The sequence below is a fragment of the Streptomyces sp. NBC_00016 genome, from assembly GCF_045040885.1.
Taxonomy (GTDB): Bacteria; Actinomycetota; Actinomycetes; order Streptomycetales; family Streptomycetaceae; genus Streptomyces; species Streptomyces coriariae.
Map to the genome: position 1 here is coordinate 9581797 of NZ_CP108304.1, position 21158 is coordinate 9602954.

At 68.5% G+C, this 21158-nt stretch carries 3 protein-coding genes; all 3 read left to right on the plus strand.

The window, feature by feature from the left end; translation table 11 throughout:
• Window positions 1-29 precede the first annotated feature (29 nt).
• Genes OG933_RS42255 through OG933_RS42265 form a run of 3 tightly spaced genes read left to right on the plus strand, consistent with a single transcriptional unit; the run spans window position 30 to window position 21147 of the window.
• The gene (locus OG933_RS42255) at window positions 30-10424 is read left to right on the plus strand and encodes a type I polyketide synthase (protein WP_405633694.1); all 10395 of its coding nucleotides are present in this window, start codon (window positions 30-32) and stop codon (window positions 10422-10424) included.
• 36 nt (window positions 10425-10460) lie between these two features.
• Window positions 10461-20360, plus strand: a complete 9900-nt coding sequence (locus OG933_RS42260) for a type I polyketide synthase (RefSeq protein WP_405633696.1) — start codon at window positions 10461-10463, stop codon at window positions 20358-20360.
• Between the two features lie 4 nt (window positions 20361-20364).
• On the plus strand, window positions 20365-21147 hold the full coding sequence (locus OG933_RS42265; protein WP_362533407.1) for an arylamine N-acetyltransferase: 783 nt from the start codon (window positions 20365-20367) through the stop codon (window positions 21145-21147).
• The last annotated feature ends 11 nt before the right edge of the window (window positions 21148-21158 follow it).

Genomic DNA, 21158 nt, shown 5'->3' on the forward strand with positions numbered 1-21158 from the left:
GACTTTCGATGAGCACGAACGACGACAAGCTGCGCGACTACCTCAAGCGAGCCCTCGCCGATCTCAGCCAGGCGCGCAAGCGGCTGCGCGAGGTCGAATCCGAGAAGGCGGACCCGATCGCGATCGTCTCCATGGGCTGCCGCCTCCCCGGCGGCGTGTCCTCGCCCGAGGACCTGTGGGAGCTGGTCGCAGGGGGAACCGACGGCATCTCCGCGTTCCCGACCGACCGCGGCTGGGACGTGAACGGGTTGTTCGACCCCGACCCCGAGCGCCCCGGGAAGTCGTACGTCAAGGAGGGCGGCTTCGTCACCGACGCCGCTGAGTTCGACGCCGCCTTCTTCGGAATCAGTCCGCGTGAGGCGTTGGCGATGGATCCGCAGCAGCGGCTGCTGCTGGAGACCTCGTGGGAGGTCTTCGAGCGGGCGGGCATCGACCCGACCTCGCTGCGGGGCCGCAACGTGGGTGTCTTCGCCGGGACCAAGCCTCAGGACTACATCCCGAGCCTTGAGGGCGGGGAGTCCAGCACCGAGGGATACGCCCTGACCGGCAGCGCCGGTGCGGTCACCTCCGGCCGTGTCTCGTACACGTTCGGCTTCGAGGGCCCCGCCGTCTCCATCGACACCGCCTGCTCCTCCGCGCTGGTCGCCATCCACCTGGCAGCTCAGGCGCTGCGCAGCGGCGAGTGCTCACTCGCGCTCGCCGGCGGTGTGTCCGTCATGGCCACGCCGGGCGCGTTCGTGGCCTTCTCGAGGCAGCGAGGACTGGCGTCGGACGCGCGCTGCAAGGCGTTCGCAGAGGGCGCGGACGGTACGTCGTGGGCGGAGGGTGTGGGTCTGCTCCTGTTGGAGCGTCTGTCGGACGCGCGGCGCAACGGCCACGACGTCCTGGCGGTCGTGCGCGGCAGTGCGGTGAACCAGGACGGCGCGTCCAACGGTCTCACCGCGCCCAACGGTCCCTCGCAGCGACGTGTCATCCGCCAGGCACTGACCAACTCCGGGCTGCTCGCCACGGACGTCGATGCGGTGGAGGCGCACGGTACGGGTACGTCGTTGGGTGATCCGATCGAGGCGCAGGCGTTGATCGCGACCTACGGGCAAGGGCGCCCGGCGGACCGGCCGTTGTGGCTCGGCTCGGTGAAGTCGAACCTCGGTCACACCCAGGCGACCGCGGGTGTGGCGGGTGTGATCAAGATGGTGCAGGCGATGCGGCACGGTGTGCTGCCGAAGACGCTGCATGTGGATGCTCCGTCGTCTGAGGTGGACTGGTCGGCGGGTGCGGTGGAGTTGCTGACGGAGTCGCGGGTCTGGCCGGCAGCAGCGGACCGTCCTAGGCGTGCGGGTGTGTCGGCGTTCGGTATCAGTGGGACGAATGCGCACGTGATCCTTGAGGCTGTTGAGCCTGCGGTTCGGGTGGAGCGTGCGGTGGTGCCGGACGGGGTGGTGCCGTTGGTGGTGTCGGGGAAGTCGCCGGAGGCGGTGCGCGCACAGGCGGCGCGGCTGGCCGGGTTCCTTGACCAGGAGCGTGGGCTGACTCTGTCCGATGTGGCGTTTTCGCTGGCGACGGCTCGTGCTCGTTTTGATCATCGTGCGGTGGTGGTGGCGGGTTCGGTGGAGGAGGCGCGGGAGGGGCTTGCGTCGGTGGATCCGCAGGGTGTGGTGGCGGGTCGTCTGGGTGTGTTGTTCACGGGTCAGGGTGCGCAGCGGGTGGGGATGGGGCGTGAACTGCACGCTGTTTTCCCGGTGTTCGCGGAGGCCTTCGACGAGGTGTGCGCGGCTGTGGACGAGATTCTGGGCCGTTCGCTGAAGGATCTGGTCTTCGAGGGCGGGGACCTGCTCGACGAGACGCGGTATGCGCAGCCGGCCCTCTTCGCGGTTGAGGTGGCGTTGTTCCGGTTGGTGGAGTCGTGGGGTGTGCGTCCCCACTACCTGGCGGGTCATTCGATTGGTGAGGTGACGGCTGCGTTTGTGGCGGGTGTGTGGTCGTTGGAGGATGCGGCGGCTTTGGTGGTGGCGCGGGGCAGGTTGATGCAGGCGTTGCCGTCGGGTGGGGTGATGTTCGCGGTCGAGGCGGCGGAGGACGAGGTCACGCCGTTGTTGACCGACGGTGTGAGTATCGCTGCGGTCAATGGTGCGACGTCGTTGGTGCTGTCGGGTGCGGGGGATGCGGTGGCGGCGGTGGTGGCCCGTTTCGAGGACCGCCGTACCAAGCGGTTGCGGGTGTCGCATGCTTTTCATTCGTCGTTGATGGATCCGATGCTGGAGGAGTTCCGTCGGGTTGTGGCGGGGCTGACGTTTCACGAGCCGGTGCTGCCGGTGGTGTCGAATCTGACCGGTGAGGTGGCGGACGCGGGTCGGTTGTGTTCGCCGGAGTACTGGGTTGAGCATGTGCGGGGCACGGTCCGTTTCCACGACGGTGTCCAGGCATTACGCGACCAGAAGGTTTCCACGTTCGTGGAGCTGGGGCCTGACGGTGTGCTGTCGGCGATGGTGGCGCAGGACTGCGTCCCCTCACTGCGGCGGGATCTTGCGGAGGACCGGGCCCTGCTCACCGCGCTCGGGCAGTTGCACAGTCGTGGTGTCGATGTGGACTGGGAGAAGGTGTTCGCCGGGACCGGCGCACAGCGTGTGGACCTTCCCACCTACGCCTTCCAACGCCAGCGGTTCTGGTTGAACCCGTCGGTGTCCGGCGGGGATCCAGCCCTGGCCACCGGACATCCGCTGCTCGACATCGTGGTGGGTGTGCCCGAGACGGGTGGTGTCGTTGCCACTGGCCGGTTGTCGCTGGTCACGCAGCCATGGTTGGCGGACCACGCCGTGTCCGGCACGGTCCTGCTGCCGGGTGCTGCTCTGGTGGAGTTGGCGATTCGCGCGGGCGACGAGGTTGGTGCGGGGGTACTGCGGGAGCTGGTGATCGAGGCTCCGCTGGTGGTTCCCGATGAGGGCGCGGTGCGTATCCAGGTCTCAGTCGGTGAGGACATCGGCAGCGGAGTGAGGCCGGTCGCGGTGTACTCACGGCCCGACGACACAGAGGCCGACAGTCCGTGGGTGCGTCATGCGAGTGGTCAACTGGGTGCGGAGGTTGCTGTCCCTGCTGCCGGGTTCGGTGTGTGGCCGCCGGAGGGTGCGGTAGCCGTGGATGTGTCGCACCTGTACACAGAGCTGGGCGCCCGCGGTTACGGCTATGGGCCGGTTTTTGAGGGGCTGCGTGCGGTGTGGCGGCGTAAGGACGAGGTGTTCGCGGAAGTCGCGTTGCCGGCGAGTGAGGTGGACTCGGTCGGCGGGTTCGGTCTGCACCCGGCGCTTCTGGATGCGGCGCTGCACGCCGGGGCTTTCTCCGGTGCGCGTGAGTCCGACGGGGACGGGCTGTTCCTGCCGTTCGCGTGGAGTGGTGTGTCCCTGCATGCTTCGGGTGCGTCGTCGTTGCGGGTCCGGCTGACATCGACGGGGGCGGAGTCGCTGTCGTTGGATCTGGCCGATGGTGCGGGTGTTCCGGTTGCGTCGGTGGAGTCGCTCGTGTTGCGGGCGGTCACTGAGGAGCAGTTGCGGGTGTCGGGCGGCGGTGGTGGTGATGCGTTGTTCCGGGTGGAGTGGTCTCCTGTGCCGGTGCGTGACGACGCGGATGCCGCGGCCGATGTGGAGGTTCTGGAGGTGCCGTCGGCTGCGCCGGATGCCGGGGCTGTGGTTGCGGTGACTGCTGGTGTTCTGTCTGCTGTGCAGTCGTTTCTTGTGTCGTCGGGTTCGGGGCGTTTGGTGGTGGTGACGCGGGGCGCGGTGGTTGTTGCTGTGGGGGGCGGGTCTGGTGGGGTGGATCCGGTGGTGGCTGCGGTGTGGGGTCTGGTGCGTTCGGCGCAGGCGGAGAATCCCGGCCGGATTGTTCTGCTTGATGTGGCGGCGGGTGATCCTGTGCCTGTTGGTGGGGTGTTGGCGGGTGTGGTGGCTTTGGGTGAGCCGCAGGTTGCGGTGCGTTCGGGCGGGGTGTTCGTGCCGCGGCTGGTGCGTGCGGTCGTGGCGTCGTCGGCTGAGCCGGTGTTCCGTTCGGGTGGGACGGTGTTGGTGACGGGTGGGACCGGCTCGTTGGGTGCGGTGGTGGCGCGGCATCTGGTTGCGGTGCATGGTGTGCGCAGTCTGGTGTTGACCAGTCGGCGGGGCTTGGACGCGCCCGGGGCGCGGACGCTGAAGGCGGAGCTGGAGCAGGCCGGCGCCGTGGTGCGGGTTGCGGCGTGTGATGTGGCCGATCGTGATGCGTTGGCCGGGTTGCTGGCCGGTGTTCCTGTTGATGCTCCGTTGTCGGGTGTGGTGCATACCGCTGGTGTGCTGGATGACGGTGTGATTGCGGGGTTGACGGCGGAGCGGTTGGCGGGGGTGTTCCGTCCGAAGGTGGATGCGGTGTTGACGTTGCATGAGGCGACGCGGGGCATGGATCTGGACGCGTTTGTCCTGTATTCCTCGGCGTCGGGTGTGCTGGGTGGTCCGGGGCAGGGCAACTATTCGGCTGCGAATGCGTTTTTGGATGCTTTCGCGCAGTGGCGCCGGGGGCAGGGTCTGCCCGCGGTGTCGCTGGCGTGGGGCCTGTGGGGTGCGTCGAGTGCGATGACGGGTTCGCTCGGGGAGTCCGACCAGGCCCGTATGAGCCGTGGTGGTATTCGTCCGTTGTCCGTCGAAGAGGGCATGGCGCTCTTCGACGCCGGTCTCGGCGCTGACGAAGCGCACCTGGTTCCCGTCAAGTTCGACTTCGCCGCCCTCACCGAGCAGGCGGCCACCGACCGGATGCCCTCCATGCTGCGGGGCCTGGTCCGCAGACCACGGCGGACCGCGGTCGCTGAGACCAGCAGCACCATCGGCGACTCCTTGACCGGTTCTTTGGCGGCGCTCACGGTCGACGAGCAGAAGCGTCATCTCGTTGAGTTGGTGTCGGGTGAGGTTGCGGTGGTGTTGGGGCATGCGGGTGCGGGGAGTATCGGTGCCGGGCAGGCGTTCAACGATCTTGGTTTTGATTCGTTGACGGCGGTGGAGTTGCGGAACCGTTTGAATGCGGTGACGGGTCTTCGGTTGCCGGCGACGTTGATCTTTGATTATCCGTCGCCGGGTGTGCTGGCTGAGTTTTTGCGTCTGGAGTTGGTGGGCGAGGAGGCGGTGGCCGCTGAGTCGGTGGCGGGCCGGGGGCTGTCTGCGGTTTCGGTGGCGGAGGATCCGATCGCGATTGTGGCGATGGGGTGCCGGCTGCCCGGTGGTGTGGCTTCGCCGGAGGATCTGTGGCGTCTGGTGGCCGAGGGGCGTGATGGCATCTCGGCGTTCCCGGAGGACCGGGGCTGGGATGTGGCGCGGTTGTTCGATCCTGATCCGGACGCGGTGGGTAAGTCGACGGTTCGCCATGGTGGGTTCTTGCATGATGCGGGGGAGTTCGATCCGGCGTTCTTCGGGATCAGTCCGCGTGAGGCGTTGGCGATGGATCCGCAGCAGCGGTTGCTGCTGGAGACGTCGTGGGAGGTGCTGGAGCGGGCCGGGATCGATCCGACGTCGCTGAAGGGCAGCCGGACGGGCGTCTTCACCGGCGCCATGTACCACGACTACAGCGAGGCGGTGGCCGCGGGCAGTCTGGCCTCCGGCCGTATCTCGTACGCTCTCGGGCTCGAGGGCCCTTCCCTGACAGTGGACACGGCGTGTTCGTCCTCGTTGGTGGCGATGCACTCGGCGATGCAGTCCCTGCGGAATGGTGAGTGCTCGCTCGCCCTGGCCGGAGGTGTGGCGGTGATGTCCACACCGATCGCGTTCGTGCAGTTCTCGCGGCAGCGGGGCCTTGCTGCGGACGGACGGTGCAAGTCGTTCGCGGCGGGTGCGGACGGCACGTCATGGGCTGAGGGCGTGGGCCTGGTGCTGCTGGAGCGTCTGTCGGACGCCCGCCGCAACGGGCACGAGGTGCTGGCTCTGGTGCGGGGCAGTGCGGTGAACCAGGACGGTGCGTCGAACGGCCTGACCGCTCCGAACGGTCCCTCCCAGCAGCGGGTGATCCGGCAGGCGTTGGCGAGTGCAGGTCTGTCGGCGGCTGACATCGATGTTGTCGAGGCGCACGGTACGGGTACGTCGTTGGGTGATCCGATCGAGGCGCAGGCGTTGATCGCGACTTATGGTCAGGAGCGGCCCGGTCAGGACCGGCCGTTGTGGCTGGGTTCGTTGAAGTCGAACATCGGTCATGCGCAGGCCGCTGCGGGTGTGGCGGGTGTGATCAAGATGGTGCAGGCGATGCGGCATGGTGTGCTGCCGAAGACACTGCATGTGGATGAGCCGTCGCCGAAGGTGGACTGGTCGGCGGGTGCGGTGGAACTGCTCACCGAGTCGCGGCAGTGGCCGGCAGAGCCGTTCCGTCCGCGCCGCGCGGCGGTCTCCTCCTTCGGTATCAGTGGGACGAATGCGCACGTGATCCTTGAGGCTGTTGAGCCTGCGGTTCGGGTGGAGCGTGCGGTGGTGCCGGATGGGGTGGTGCCGTTGGTGGTGTCGGGGAGGTCGCCGGAGGCGGTGCGCGTGCAGGCGGCGCGTCTGGCCGGGTTCCTTGGCCAGGAACCTGGCCTGAGTCTCACGGATGTGGCGCTTTCGCTGGCGGTGGCGCGTGCTCGTTTTGATCATCGTGTGGTGGTGGTGGCGGGTTCGGTGGAGGAGGCGCGGGAGGGGCTTGCGTCGGTGGATCCGCAAGTAGTGATTCCGGGTCGTCTGGGTGTGTTGTTCACGGGTCAGGGTGCGCAGCGGGTGGGGATGGGGCGTGAACTGCACGCCGCGTTCCCGGTGTTCGCGGAGGCCTTCGACGAGGTGTGCGCGGCTGTGGACGAGATTCTGGGCCGTTCGCTGAAGGATCTGGTCTTCGAGGGCGGGGATCTGCTGGATGAGACGCGGTATGCGCAGCCGGCTCTGTTTGCGGTTGAGGTGGCGTTGTTCCGGTTGGTGGAGTCGTGGGGTGTGCGTCCCCACTACCTGGCGGGTCATTCGATTGGTGAGGTGACGGCTGCGTTTGTGGCGGGTGTGTGGTCGTTGGAGGATGCGGCGGCTTTGGTGGTGGCGCGGGGCAGGTTGATGCAGGCGTTGCCGTCGGGTGGGGTGATGTTCGCGGTCGAGGCGGCGGAGGACGAGGTCACGCCGTTGTTGACCGACGGTGTGAGTATCGCTGCGGTCAATGGTGCGACGTCGTTGGTGCTGTCGGGTGCGGGGGATGCGGTTGCGGCGGTGGTGGCCCGTTTCGAGGACCGCCGTACCAAGCGGTTGCGGGTGTCGCATGCTTTTCATTCGTCGTTGATGGATCCGATGCTGGAGGAGTTCCGTCGGGTTGTGGCGGGGCTGACGTTTCACGAGCCGGTGCTGCCGGTGGTGTCGAATCTGACGGGTGAGGTGGCGGACGCGGGTCGGTTGTGTTCGCCGGAGTACTGGGTGGAGCATGTGCGGGGCACGGTCCGTTTCCACGACGGTGTCCAGGCATTACGGGACCAGAAGGTTTCCACGTTCGTGGAGTTGGGGCCTGATGGGGTGCTGTCGGGAATGGTGGCGCAGGACTGTGTGCCGTCGCTGCGGCGGGATCTTGCGGAGGACCGGGCGCTGCTGGTCACTCTCGGGCAGTTGCACTCGCGTGGTGTCGATGTCGACTGGGAGAAGGTTTTTGCCGGGGCCGGTGCCCGCCGTGTGGACCTGCCCACGTACGCCTTCCAGCGCCAGCGGTTCTGGCTGAACTCGAACGTGCCGGTCGCTGACCCCGCGTTCGCGCTCGAACATCCGCTGCTCGACTCGGTGATCAGTGTTCCCGACACCGGTGGCGTCCTGTGTACCGGCCGGCTGTCGCTGGCCGCGCAGCCCTGGCTGGCGGACCACGCCGTGTCCGGCACCGTCCTCCTGCCGGGTACCGCCCTCGTGGAACTCGCCGTCCGCGCCGGGGACGAGGTCCGTACGGGGGCGTTGCGCGAGCTGGTGATCGAGGCTCCGCTGGTGATTCCCGATGGGGGTGCGATACGGGTGCAGGTCTCGGTCGGAGCGGACACCGGCAGCGGTGTACGGCCGGTCGCGGTGTACTCACGGCCCGACGACACAGAGGCCGACAGTCCGTGGGTGCGTCATGCGAGTGGTCAACTGGGTGCGGAGGTTGCTGTCCCTGCTGCCGGGTTCGGTGTGTGGCCGCCGGAGGGCGCGGTGGCCGTGGACGTGTCAGACGCGTATGAGAAGTTGACCGACCGTGGTTATGGCTATGGGCCGGTGTTCCAGGGATTGCGTGCGGTGTGGCGCCGAGACGACGAGGTGTTCGCGGAAGTCGCGTTGCCGTCGGGTGAGGTGGATTCGGCTGCCGGGTTCGGTCTGCACCCGGCGTTGCTGGATGCCGCGCTGCACGCGGGGGCCTTCGCCGGTGCGCGCGAGTCCGATGGCGAGGGGCTGTTCCTGCCGTTCGCGTGGAATGGTGTGTCCTTGCATGCTTCGGGCGCGTCGTCGTTGCGGGTCCGGCTGACATCGACGGGGGCGGAGTCGCTGTCGTTGGATCTGGCCGACGGTGAGGGTGTTCCGGTGGCGTCGGTGGAGTCGCTCGTGCTGCGGGCGGTCACTGAGGAGCAGTTGCGGGTGTCCGGTGGCGGTGATGGTGATGCGTTGTTCCGGGTGGAGTGGTCGCCTGTGCCGGTGCGTGAGGACGCGGACGACGTCGAGGTCGAGGTCGAGGTCTTGGAGGTGCCGTCGGCCTCGTTGGATGCCCGGGCTGTGCGTGAGGTGACCGCTGGTGTGCTGTCTGCTGCGCAGTCGTTCCTTGGGTCTTCGGGTTCGGGTTGGCTGGTGGTGGTGACGCGGGGTGCGGTGGATGTGGGTGTCGGGGGTGGGTCTGCTGGGGTGGATCCGGTGGCGGCTGCGGTGTGGGGCTTGATGCGTTCGGCGCAGGCGGAGAGTCCGGGTCGGGTGGTTTTGGTGGATGTGGCGGCGGGTGAACCAGTGCCTGTTGGTGGGGTGTTGGCGGGTGTCGTGGCTTCGGGCGAGTCGCAGGTCGCGGTGCGTTCGGGCGGGGTGTTCGTGCCGCGGCTGGTGCGGGTGGTGGCGGTGCCGTCGGGGGGTGGGGTGTTTCGGCCCGGTGGGACGGTGTTGGTGACGGGTGGTACTGGGACGTTGGGTGCTGTGGTGGCCCGGCATCTGGTTGCGGTGCATGGGGTGCGGAGTCTGGTGCTGGCCAGTCGGCGGGGTATTGATGCTCCGGGTGCGGTGGCGTTGAGGGCGGAGTTGGAGCGGGCTGGGGCGGAGGTGGTCGTGGCGGCGTGTGATGTGGCCGATCGTGATGCGCTGGCCGAGTTGGTGGGGAGTGTTCCTGCGGGGGCTCCGTTGTCGGGTGTGGTGCATACCGCTGGTGTGCTGGATGACGGTGTGATCGCGGGGTTGACGCCGGAGCGGTTGGCGGGGGTGTTCCGTCCGAAGGTTGATGCGGTGTTGACGCTGCATGAGGCGACGCGGGACCTGGACCTGGACGCGTTTGTCCTGTACTCCTCGGCGTCGGGTGTGCTGGGTGGTCCGGGGCAGGGCAACTACTCGGCTGCGAACGCGTTCTTGGACGGGTTTGCTCGGTGGCGTCGAGGGCAGGGTCTGTCGGCGGTGTCGCTGGCGTGGGGTCTGTGGGATGACATCGGGGGCATGGCCGGCGCCCTCGACCAAACGGACCAGGCACGCATGCGGCGCAGCGGTATTCGCCCGTTGTCCGTCGAGGAGGGCATGGCGCTGTTCGACGCCGCGATCGGTGCCGATGAACCGGCTCCGATACCGGTCAAGTTCGACCTCACCGCACTGTCCGCACAAGCGGGGGCCGACCAACTGCCCTCCATCTTGAAGGGGTTGGTGCGCAAACTCCGGCGCAATGCCGCCGTCGGCGGACCAGTCCCCGCCGATTCCCTCTCGGTCCGGCTGGCGGGGCTCCCGGAGGAGGCGCAAACGGAGGCGCTGCTGGACCTGGTCCGCGACGAAGTCGCCGTCGTGCTCGGGCACACCGACCCCGGGAACATCATTCCGGGACAGGCGTTCAGCGAGCTGGGCTTCGACTCGCTCACCGCGGTCGAGCTGCGCAACCGGCTGGCGGGGGCGACGGGCATCTCGCTGCCGGCCACGCTGATCTTCGACTACCCTTCACCCGCCGCGATCACCGAGCATCTGCGCGCGGAGCTGATCCCGGACGCCGCGACCGGAACGGTGGAACTCGCCGACGTGGACGAGGTCGGGCTGCGCAAGGCCCTCGCCTCTGTACCCCTCAACCGGCTCGAGGAGCTGGGCGTGCTTCAGCAGTTGCTGCGTCTCGTGGCCGCGACTCCCGGGGCGGCGGACTCCGGCGCGACCACCGTCGCCTCCTCGGCAACACGGCAGAACGCCGCGCACCTGATCGCCGATATGGACGTCGCCGACCTCATCGAACGCGCGATGGGCAACACCACCAACTGAGCCCGTTGCGGCCTACGGAGGAACTCAAACATGTCTGTGTCCGAGGACAAGCTTGTCGCGGCACTGCGCGCCTCGCTCGTGGAGAACGAGCAACTGAAAGAGGAGCGCGACCGGATCCTTGCGGCCTCGTCCGAACCGATCGCGATCGTCTCGGCCGCGTGCCGACTGCCCGGTGGTGTGGCTTCGCCGGAGGACCTGTGGCGTCTCGTGGCCGAGGAACGTGACGGCATCACACCGTTTCCGGAGAACCGGGGATGGGACGTCGACGGAATCTACGACCCCACCCCCGGCCTGGCCGACAAGTCCTACGTTCGGGAGGGCGGCTTCCTGCATGATGCGGGGGAGTTCGACGCGGCGTTCTTCGGGATCAGTCCGCGTGAGGCGTTGGCGATGGATCCGCAGCAGCGGTTGCTGTTGGAGACGTCGTGGGAGGTGTTGGAGCGGGCCGGTATTGATCCGGCGTCGCTGAAGGGCAGCCGGACGGGTGTCTTCGCCGGCCTGATGTACCACGACTACGAAGCGGCCGTGGCCGCCGGAAGCATCGTCTCGGGCCGGGTGGCGTACACCTTCGGGTTCGAAGGACCCGCGGTGACGGTGGACACGGCGTGCTCGTCGTCGCTGGTGGCGATGCACTCGGCCATGCAGGCGCTGCGGAACGGTGAGTGTTCGCTCGCCCTGGCCGGAGGCGTGGCCGTGATGTCCACGCCCGGCAGTTTCATCGAGTTCTCGCGCCAGCGGGGTCTGGCGCCGGATGGGCGGTGCAAGTCGTTCGCGGCGGGTGCGGACGGCACGTCATGGGCTGAGGGCGTGGGCCTGGTGCTGCTGGAGCGTCTGTCGGACGCCCGCCGTAACGGCCATGAGGTGCTGGCTCTGGTGCGGGGCAGTGCGGTGAACCAGGACGGTGCGTCGAACGGTCTGACCGCTCCGAACGGTCCCTCTCAGCAGCGGGTGATCCGGCAGGCGTTGGCGAACGCCGGCTTGTCGGCGGCGGACGTGGATGCGGTGGAGGCGCACGGTACGGGTACGTCGTTGGGTGATCCGATCGAGGCGCAGGCGTTGATCGCGACTTATGGTCAGGAGCGGCCCGGTCAGGACCGGCCGCTGTGGCTGGGTTCGTTGAAGTCGAACATCGGTCACGCCCAGTCGGCTGCGGGTGTGGCGGGTGTGATCAAGATGGTGCAGGCGATGCGGCATGGTGTGCTGCCGAAGACACTGCATGTGGATGAGCCGTCGCCGAAGGTGGACTGGTCGGCGGGTGCGGTGGAACTGCTCACCGAGTCGCGGCAGTGGCCGGCGACGCCGTTCCGTCCGCGCCGGGCCGCTGTCTCTTCCTTCGGCATCAGCGGCACCAATGCCCACGTCATCCTGGAAGCCGTCGAGAACGACGCTCCCGAACCGACCCCGACGCGCAGGCTCGTACCGCTCGTTCTGTCGGGGAGGTCGCCGGAGGCGGTGCGCGCTCAGGCCCGGCGTCTGGCCGGCCATCTGGAACTGCACCGTGGACTGGGCCTCACGGACGTGGCGTTTTCGCTGGCGGTGACGCGTGCTCGTTTTGATCATCGTGCGGTGGTGGTGGCGGGTTCGGTGGAGGAGGCGCGGGAGGGGCTTGCGTCGGTGGATCCGCAGGGTGTGGTGGCGGGTCGTCTGGGTGTGTTGTTCACGGGTCAGGGTGCGCAGCGGGTGGGGATGGGGCGTGAACTGCACGCTGTTTTCCCGGTGTTCGCGGAGGCCTTCGACGAGGTGTGCGCGGCTGTGGACGAGATTCTGGGCCGTTCGCTGAAGGATCTGGTCTTCGAGGGCGGGGACCTGCTCGACGAGACGCGGTATGCGCAGCCGGCCCTCTTCGCGGTTGAGGTGGCGTTGTTCCGGTTGGTGGAGTCGTGGGGTGTGCGTCCCCACTACCTGGCGGGTCATTCGATCGGTGAGGTGACGGCTGCGTTTGTGGCGGGTGTGTGGTCGTTGGAGGATGCGGCGGCTTTGGTGGTGGCGCGGGGCAGGTTGATGCAGGCGTTGCCGTCGGGTGGGGTGATGTTCGCGGTCGAGGCGGCGGAGGACGAGGTCACGCCGTTGTTGACCGACGGTGTGAGTATCGCTGCGGTCAATGGTGCGACGTCGTTGGTGCTGTCGGGTGCGGGGGATGCGGTCGCGGCGGTGGTGGCCCGTTTCGAGGACCGCCGTACCAAGCGGTTGCGGGTGTCGCATGCTTTTCATTCGTCGTTGATGGATCCGATGCTGGAGGAGTTCCGTCGGGTTGTGACGGGGCTGACGTATCGCGAGCCGGTGCTGCCGGTGGTGTCGAATCTGACCGGTGAGGTGGCGGACGCGGGTCGGTTGTGTTCGCCGGAGTACTGGGTGGAGCATGTGCGGGGCACGGTCCGGTTCCACGACGGTGTCCAGGCATTACGCGACCAGAAGGTTTCCACGTTCGTGGAGTTGGGGCCTGATGGGGTGCTGTCGGGAATGGTGGCGCAGGACTGCGTCCCCTCGCTGCGGCGGGATCTGGCGGAGGACCGGGCGCTGCTGGTCACTCTCGGGCAGTTGCACTCGCGTGGTGTCGATGTGGACTGGGAGAAGGTTTTTGCCGGGGCCGGTGCCCGCCGTGTGGACCTGCCCACGTACGCCTTCCAACGCCAGCGGTTCTGGCTGAACTCGAACGTGCCGGTCGCTGACCCCGCGTTCGCGGTGGAGCATCCGCTGCTCGACTCGGTGATCAGTGTTCCCGACACCGGTGGTGTCGTTGCCACTGGCCGGTTGTCGCTGGCCGCGCAGCCGTGGCTGGCTGACCACGCCGTGTCCGGTACGGTCCTGCTGCCGGGTACCGCTCTTGTGGAACTCGCTGTCCGTGCCGGGGACGAGGTCGGTGCGCGGTCCCTGCGTGAGTTGATCATCGAAGCCCCTCTCGTGATCCCTGACAGGGGCGCGGTGCGTATCCAGGTCTCGGTCGGTGCGGACACCGGCGGTGTACGGCCGGTCGCGGTGTACTCACGGCCCGACGACACCGAGGCCGGCAGCCCGTGGGTCCGCCACGCCAGCGGCCAGCTCGACGACGACGCACCGGCCTTCGACGCCGCCTTCGGGGTCTGGCCCCCCGAGGGTGCGCAACCCGTCGACCTGACCGGCTTCTACGCGGACCAGGCGAGCGCCGGATACGCGTACGGTCCCCTGTTCCAGGGCCTCAACACGCTGTGGACCCTCGGAGAGGAGATCTACGCCGAGGTCGCGCTTCCGGCGGACGATGCCGAGGCGGCGGCCGGGTTCGGCCTGCATCCCGCACTTCTCGACGCGGTCCTGCATTGCGGCGCCTTCACCGACCGGAAGGCCGAGGAGGGGAAGCTCATTCTGCCGTTCGCGTGGAACGGCATGACTCTGCACGCCTCCGGCGCCACCAGCCTGCGGGTGCGCATGACGCCCACCGGACCCGAATCGGTGGCGCTGGAACTGGCCGACGGAGAGGGCACCCCCGTCGCGTCGGTCGAGTCGCTCGTGCTGCGCGCGGTCGCCGACGAGCAGCTCAAGGCCGCCGGGCGGACCGGTCCCGGTACGGACGCCCTGTTCGCCGTCGAGTGGACCGCGATGCCGGCCGGAGCGACATCCGACACCACTGCCGCAGTCGTTCCGCACCCGGTCTCCATGGCCTTGGACGTCGAGGAACTGGTGCGGTCCGGCGCGTCGATGCCGGAGGTGCTGGTCGTCGACGCCGTCGACGGTGTCGTCAGCCCCGAACGGGTCCGCGGCCTCGTCGGCCGTGTCCTCGGCATCCTTCAGGCATTCCTTGCCGCACCGGAACTCGAGGCGACCCGCCTGCTCGTCGTGACGCGCGGCGCGGTCGGGGTCTCCGGCGACCCCGAGGTGACCGACCCGGCGGGCTCCGCGGTCTGGGGCCTGGTACGCGCTGCGCAGGCCGAAAACCCGGGCCGCGTCCTGCTGATGGACGTGGACGAAATCCAGGCGTCCCGGTCGGCCCTGGCGGGTGTACTCGCCACCGGGGAGGCTCAGGTGGCGCTGCGCGCCGACGTCGCCCACACGCCCCGGCTGGTGCGGGCCGCGGCCGACTCCGTCAGCGACCCCGTACTGGATCCTACGGGGACCGTGCTCGTCACCGGCGGCACCGGAACGCTGGGCAGCCTGGTCGCTCGGCATCTCGTCGCCGCACACGGTGTACGCCACCTGCTGCTGACCAGCCGTCGCGGACCGGAGGCGCCCGGCGCCGAAGAACTGACGGCAGAGCTGGAGGCGGCGGGAGCGAGCGTCACCGTGGTGGCTTGCGACGTGTCGAAGCGCAGGGCGGTGAAGAAGCTTCTCGCGGCGGTCTCGCCCGATGCGCCGCTGACCGGCGTTGTGCACGTGGCGGGAGTCCTCGACGACGGTGTGATCGCGAGCCTGACGCAGGAGCGGATCGGCGCCGCCTTCCGACCCAAGGTCGATGCCGCGCTGATGCTGCACGAGCTGACACGCGACATGAATCTGTCGGCGTTCGTCCTGTTCTCCTCGGCCGCCGGAGTGATCGGTGGTCCGGGGCAGGGCAACTACTCGGCGGCGAACGCGTTCCTGGATGCCTTCGCGCAGTGGCGCCGGGCGCAGGGTCTGCCTGCCGTCTCCCTGGCCTGGGGCCTCTGGGCCGAGTCCGGCGGCATGATCGCGACGATGAGTGAGTCGGACCAGGCCCGTATGGGCCGGGGCGGCGTGCTCCCGCTGGCCACCGAGGACGGCATGGCCTTGCTCGACACGGCCCTGTCCGGCGAGGCCTCCGTGCTCGTTCCGGTGAAGTTCGACTTCGCCGCCCTGACGGAACAGGCACGGGCTGGGCAGCTGCCGGCAATGCTGCGCGGGCTGGTCCGCCGGCCGCGCCGCACGGCGCGGACCGCGGCCGCAGACACCGGCTCGGCCACGGGTGACACCTTGGCGGATCGCCTCGCGACGCTGACCCATGAGGCACAGCAACGTCATCTCGTTGAGTTGGTGTCGGGTGAGGTTGCGGTGGTGTTGGGGCATGCGGGTGCGGGGAGTATCGGTGCCGGGCAGGCGTTCAACGATCTTGGTTTTGATTCGTTGACGGCGGTGGAGTTGCGGAACCGTTTGAATGCGGTGACGGGTCTTCGGTTGCCGGCGACGTTGATTTTTGATTATCCGTCGCCGGGTGTGCTGGCTGAGTTTTTGCGTCTGGAGTTGGTGGGCGAGGAGGCGGTGGCCGCTGAGTCGGTGGCGGGCCGGGGGCTGTCTGCGGTTTCGGTGGCGGAGGATCCGATCGCGATTGTGGCGATGGGGTGCCGGCTGCCCGGTGGTGTGGCTTCGCCGGAGGATCTGTGGCGTCTGGTGGCCGAGGGGCGTGATGGTATCTCGGCGTTCCCGGAGGACCGGGGCTGGGATGTGGCGCGGTTGTTCGATCCTGATCCGGACGCGGTGGGTAAGTCGACGGTTCGCCATGGTGGGTTCTTGCATGATGCGGGGGAGTTCGATCCGGCGTTCTTCGGGGTCAGTCCGCGTGAGGCGTTGGCGATGGATCCGCAGCAGCGGTTGCTGTTGGAGACGTCGTGGGAGGTGTTGGAGCGGGCCGGTATTGATCCGACGTCGCTGAAAGGCAGCCGGACGGGTGTCTTCGCCGGCGCCATGTACCACGACTACGCCACCAACCTCACGCGCGTACCGGAGGAACTGGAGGGCTTCCTCGGCAACGGCAACGCGGGCAGCTTCATCTCAGGTCGGGTGGCGTACACCTTCGGGTTCGAGGGTCCGGCAGTGACGGTGGACACGGCGTGTTCGTCATCGCTGGTGGCGATGCACTCGGCCATGCAGGCGCTGCGGAACGGTGAATGCTCGCTCGCCCTGGCCGGAGGCGTGGCCGTGATGTCCACGCCCGGCAGTTTCATCGAGTTCTCGCGCCAGCGGGGCCTTGCTGCGGACGGACGGTGCAAGTCGTTCGCGGCGGGTGCGGACGGCACGTCATGGGCTGAGGGCGTGGGCCTGGTGCTGCTGGAGCGTCTGTCGGACGCGCGGCGTAACGGCCACGAGGTGCTGGCCCTCGTGCGAGGCGCGGCGATCAACCAGGACGGCGCGTCGAACGGCATCACCGCGCCGAACGGTCCGTCCCAGCAGCGGGTGATCCGGCAGGCGTTGGCGAACGCCGGCTTGTCGGCGGCGGACGTGGATGCGGTGGAGGCGCACGGTACGGGCACCTCGTTGGGTGATCCGATCGAGGCGCAGGCGTTGATCGCGACGTACGGTCAGGAGCGGTCCGGTGTGGACCGGCCGTTGTGGCTGGGTTCGTTGAAGTCGAACATCGGTCACGCCCAGTCGGCCGCGGGTGTGGCGGGTGTGATCAAGATGGTGCAGGCGATGCGGCACGGTGTGCTGCCGAAGACACTGCATGTGGATGAGCCGTCGCCGAAGGTGGACTGGTCGGCGGGTGCCGTGGAACTGCTCACCGAGTCGCGGCAGTGGCCGGCGACGCCGGACCGTCCGCGCCGCGCGGCGGTCTCCTCCTTCGGCCTGAGCGGTACGAATGCGCACGTGATCATCGAGGGCGTTGAGACTGGGGTTCGGGTAGAGCGTGCGGGAGCGCCGGGTGGCGCGGTGCGGGATGGGGTGGTGCCGTTGGTGGTGTCGGGGAGGTCGCCGGAGGCGGTGCGCGCTCAAGCGGCGCGGCTGGCCGGGTTCCTTGGCCAGGAACCTGGCCTGAGTCTCACGGATGTGGCGTTTTCGCTGGCGGTGGCGCGTGCTCGTTTCGATCACCGTGCGGTGGTGGTGGCGGGTTCGGTGGAGGAGGCGCGGGAGGGGCTTGCGTCGGTGGATCCGCAAGTAGTGATTCCGGGTCGTCTGGGTGTGTTGTTCACGGGTCAGGGTGCGCAGCGGGTGGGGATGGGGCGTGAACTGCACGCCGCGTTCCCGGTGTTCGCGGATGCGTTCGACGAGGTGTGCGCGGCCGTGGACGAGAGTCTGGGCCGTTCGCTGAAAAATCTGGTCTTCGAGGGCGGGGACCTGCTCGACGAGACGCGGTATGCGCAGCCGGCCCTCTTCGCGGTTGAGGTGGCGTTGTTCCGGTTGGTGGAGTCCTGGGGTGTGCGTGCTGATGTTGTGGCGGGTCATTCGATCGGTGAGGTGACGGCTGCGTTTGTGGCGGGTGTGTGGTCGTTGGAGGATGCGGCGGCTTTGGTGGTGGCGCGGGGCAGGTTGATGCAGGCGTTGCCGTCGGGTGGGGTGATGCTCGCGGTCGAGGCGGCGGAGGACGAGGTCACGCCGTTGTTGACCGACGGTGTGAGTATCGCTGCGGTCAATGGTGCGACGTCGTTGGTGCTGTCGGGTGCGGGGGATGCGGTCGCGGCGGTGGTGGCCCGTTTCGAGGACCGCCGTACCAAGCGGTTGCGGGTGTCGCATGCTTTTCATTCGTCGTTGATGGATCCGATGCTGGAGGAGTTCCGTCGGGTTGTGACGGGGCTGACGTATCGCGAGCCGGTGCTGCCGGTGGTGTCGAATCTGACCGGTGAGGTGGCGGACGCGGGTCGGTTGTGTTCGCCGGAGTACTGGGTGGAGCATGTGCGCGGCACGGTCCGGTTCCACGACGGTGTCCAGGCATTACGCGACCAGAAGGTATCCACGTTCGTGGAGCTGGGGCCTGACGGTGTGCTGTCGGCGATGGTGGCGCAGGACTGCGTCCCCTCGCTGCGGCGGGATCTATCGGAGGACCGGGCCCTGCTGCTCACTCTCGGGCAGTTGCACAGTCGTGGTGTCGATGTCGACTGGGAGAAGGTGTTCGCCGGGACCGGCGCACAGCGTGTGGACCTTCCCACGTACGCCTTCCAGCGCCAGCGCTACTGGATCGAGGGCGACGAACCGGCCGTTCCCGAGAAGGCGGCCGATCCGGTCGACGCGGCGTTCTGGGACATCGTGGACAGCGGCGACGCGAACTCGCTGGCCCGGTCTCTACGGCTCGATGCCTCCGCCCTGGACGGCGTGCTGCCCGCTCTGTCCTCGTGGCGCCGCCGCCACCGGGACCAGGCTGTGCTGGACGGCTGGCGGTACCGGATCGACTGGCGGCCGATAACGGACACACTGTTATCAGGTGCTGCCGTCGCCGACGGCACCTGGCTGATGCTGGTGCCCGCAGGGCAGGCTGACGCGATGGCGGAGGCCACGAGCGGCGCGCTGACCGCGCACGGTGGTCGCGTCGTGCGGGTGGACGTGGACGGTGAGGACCGCAAGGGCCTGGCGGAACTCGTCCGGGTGGGTCTGGACACGGCGAAGGCCACACCGGTCGGGGTGGTGTCCCTGCTGCCACTGGACGAGCGGCCGGACGCCGGCCATCCGACACTGTCGCGGGGTACGGCCGCCACCATCACCCTCGTCCAGTCGCTCAAGGATCTGGACATCACCGCCCCGCTGTGGTGCCTGACTTCCGGAGCCGTCGCGGTCCGGGAGGACGGAGAGGTGAGGAGCGAGACTCAGCCCATGATCTGGGGTCTCGGCACCGTATTGGCTCTCGACCACCCCAGGTCCTGGGGCGGGCTGGTCGATGTGGCCGCCGGGCCGGACGAGACGGCGCTGGGCCGGCTGGTCGCCGTGCTCTGCGGAGAGAACGGCGAGGACCAGGTGGCGATCCGGGCCACGGGCGCGTACGCGCGTCGTATGACCCGGGCCGAGTCCACCGCTGCCGACGGCACGGTGTCCAGTGAACCCTGGAGGCCACACGGCACGGTCCTGGTCACCGGCGGTACCGGTGGCATCGGCGCTCACGTGGCGCGTTGGGCCGCGGGTCGGGGTGCCGAGCACCTGCTGCTGCTCAGTCGCCGAGGCCGGGCCGCCGAAGGGGCGGACGCGCTGGAGGCGGAGCTGACCGCACTCGGCGCCCGCGTCACCGTAGTGGCCTGCGACGTCACCGACCGGACCGCGCTCGCCGAGGTGATCGCCGCGGTTCCGTCCGACATGCTTGTCTCCGCTGTCTTCCACGCGGCGGGCGCCGCACAGGAACCCACGCAACTGGCGGACAGCAGCGTCGCGGAGTTCGCCGAGGTGAGCCGGGCGAAGGTCGCCGGTGCCGTGCACCTCGACGCCCTGTTCGCCGACCATCCGCTGGACGCCTTCGTGGTGTTCTCCTCCGGCGCCGCTGTCTGGGGCGGTGCGGGGCAGGGCGGTTACGCGGCCGCCAACGCCTTCGTCGAAGCGCTCGCACATCGGCGGCGCGCCGAGGGCCGGGCGGCGACCGCTGTGGCCTGGGGTGCCTGGGCCGGCGGTGGCATGGTCGACGAGACCGTGGCCGAGGAGTTCGCGGAGGTCGGCATCGAGCTGATGCGGCCTGAACTCGCGGTCGAGGCCCTGGGCCAGGCGATGGCGGGCGGCGAGGGGCACCTCGTGGTCGCGGGTATCGACTGGTCGCGGTTCACGCCGTCCTACACGGTGGCCAGGGAACGCCCGCTGCTGCGGGAACTGCCCGAGGCCGCCGCTCTCACGGTCACCGGCACCGCCACCGACAGTGGCAAGGATGCGAAGACGGGGGACGACGGCAAGGCGCTGCGGGCGCGGCTTTTGCGTCTGTCCCCTCAGGAGCGGCTGACGGTCCTCACCGACCTGGTGCTGGCGGAGGCCGGACTGGTGCTCGGTCACGCCGCCGGCTCGACGGTGGTCGAGGACGGGCTCGCCTTCCTCGACATCGGCTTCGACTCGCTGACCGGTCTCGAACTGCGCAACCGCCTCAACCGGATGTCGGGACTCGACCTGCCGCAGGGCCTGATCTTCGACTTCCCCACCGCCGGCATGATCGCCGAGCTGATGCTGGACGCCCTCGAGCCCGAACTGACCGTCACACCGGAGACGGTCGCCGAGGAGATCGACAAGTTGGAATCGGCACTGGCTCCGACTCTGCACGACGACGCGTCGCGTACGCGGGCCGTCTCGCGGCTGCGTGAGCTGCTGGCCAAGTGGGACCACACGGAGAAGGGAAAGTAACCGGATGTTCGAGGTGGAGACCTACTTGCACCGTCTGGGGTTCACGGAGGTGCCCGAGCCCAGCTCCGAGACGCTTCGCGCACTGCACAAGAAGCACCTGATGTCGATTGCCTACGACAGCAGTCACTTCATCAAGAGCTTCACCGGCTTCCGTAACGTCGTCGACATCGACATCGACGACACGTTTCGGGCGATCGTCGTCGAGGGCGCGGGCGGTGTGTGCCACGACCTGAGCGGCCTGTTCCGCAGGCTCCTGACCGAACTCGGTTACGACGTCTCGATCCTGGCCGCGTCGCAGCGCTGGCCCAACGGGCAGTTCGGGCCGGACTTCGAGCACACCTTCACCTGTGTGCGGCTGGACGGCGAGACCTGGCTTGTCGACGTGGGCTTCGCCGGACCGTCGTATCTGGAACCGCTGCGGATGACCGACGAGGTGCAGCACCAGTTCGGCTGCTCCTATCGGCTCACGGCGGACGGCACCTACCACGTGCTGGAACGCAGGGCCGCGACCGGCGACTGGCGGTCGGTGTACCGGTTCGAGTCGAAAGCCCGGGCCGTCTCCGACTGGGACAGTCCGCGGGACTCCGCCGCCGAGCAGATCGTGAAGGACTCGCTGTTCGCCGGGACCGTGCTGCGCGGCCGTGCCACCGACATCGGGCAGCTCGTCCTCACGGGAAGGCGGCTGCTGACAGTGGAGAACGGTCTCGAAACGACCCGCACCCTGATCGACAAGGCCGAGTTCGAGCGCGTGGTGAAGGACATCCTCGCAGGCGCAGGCAACGGCTGAGGCGGGACCGG

Excerpts from the sequence above, each read along its gene's own strand:
- OG933_RS42265 (WP_362533407.1), top strand. The coding sequence starts at position 20,365 with ATGTTCGAGGTGGAGACCTACTTGCACCGTCTGGGGTTCACGGAGGTG.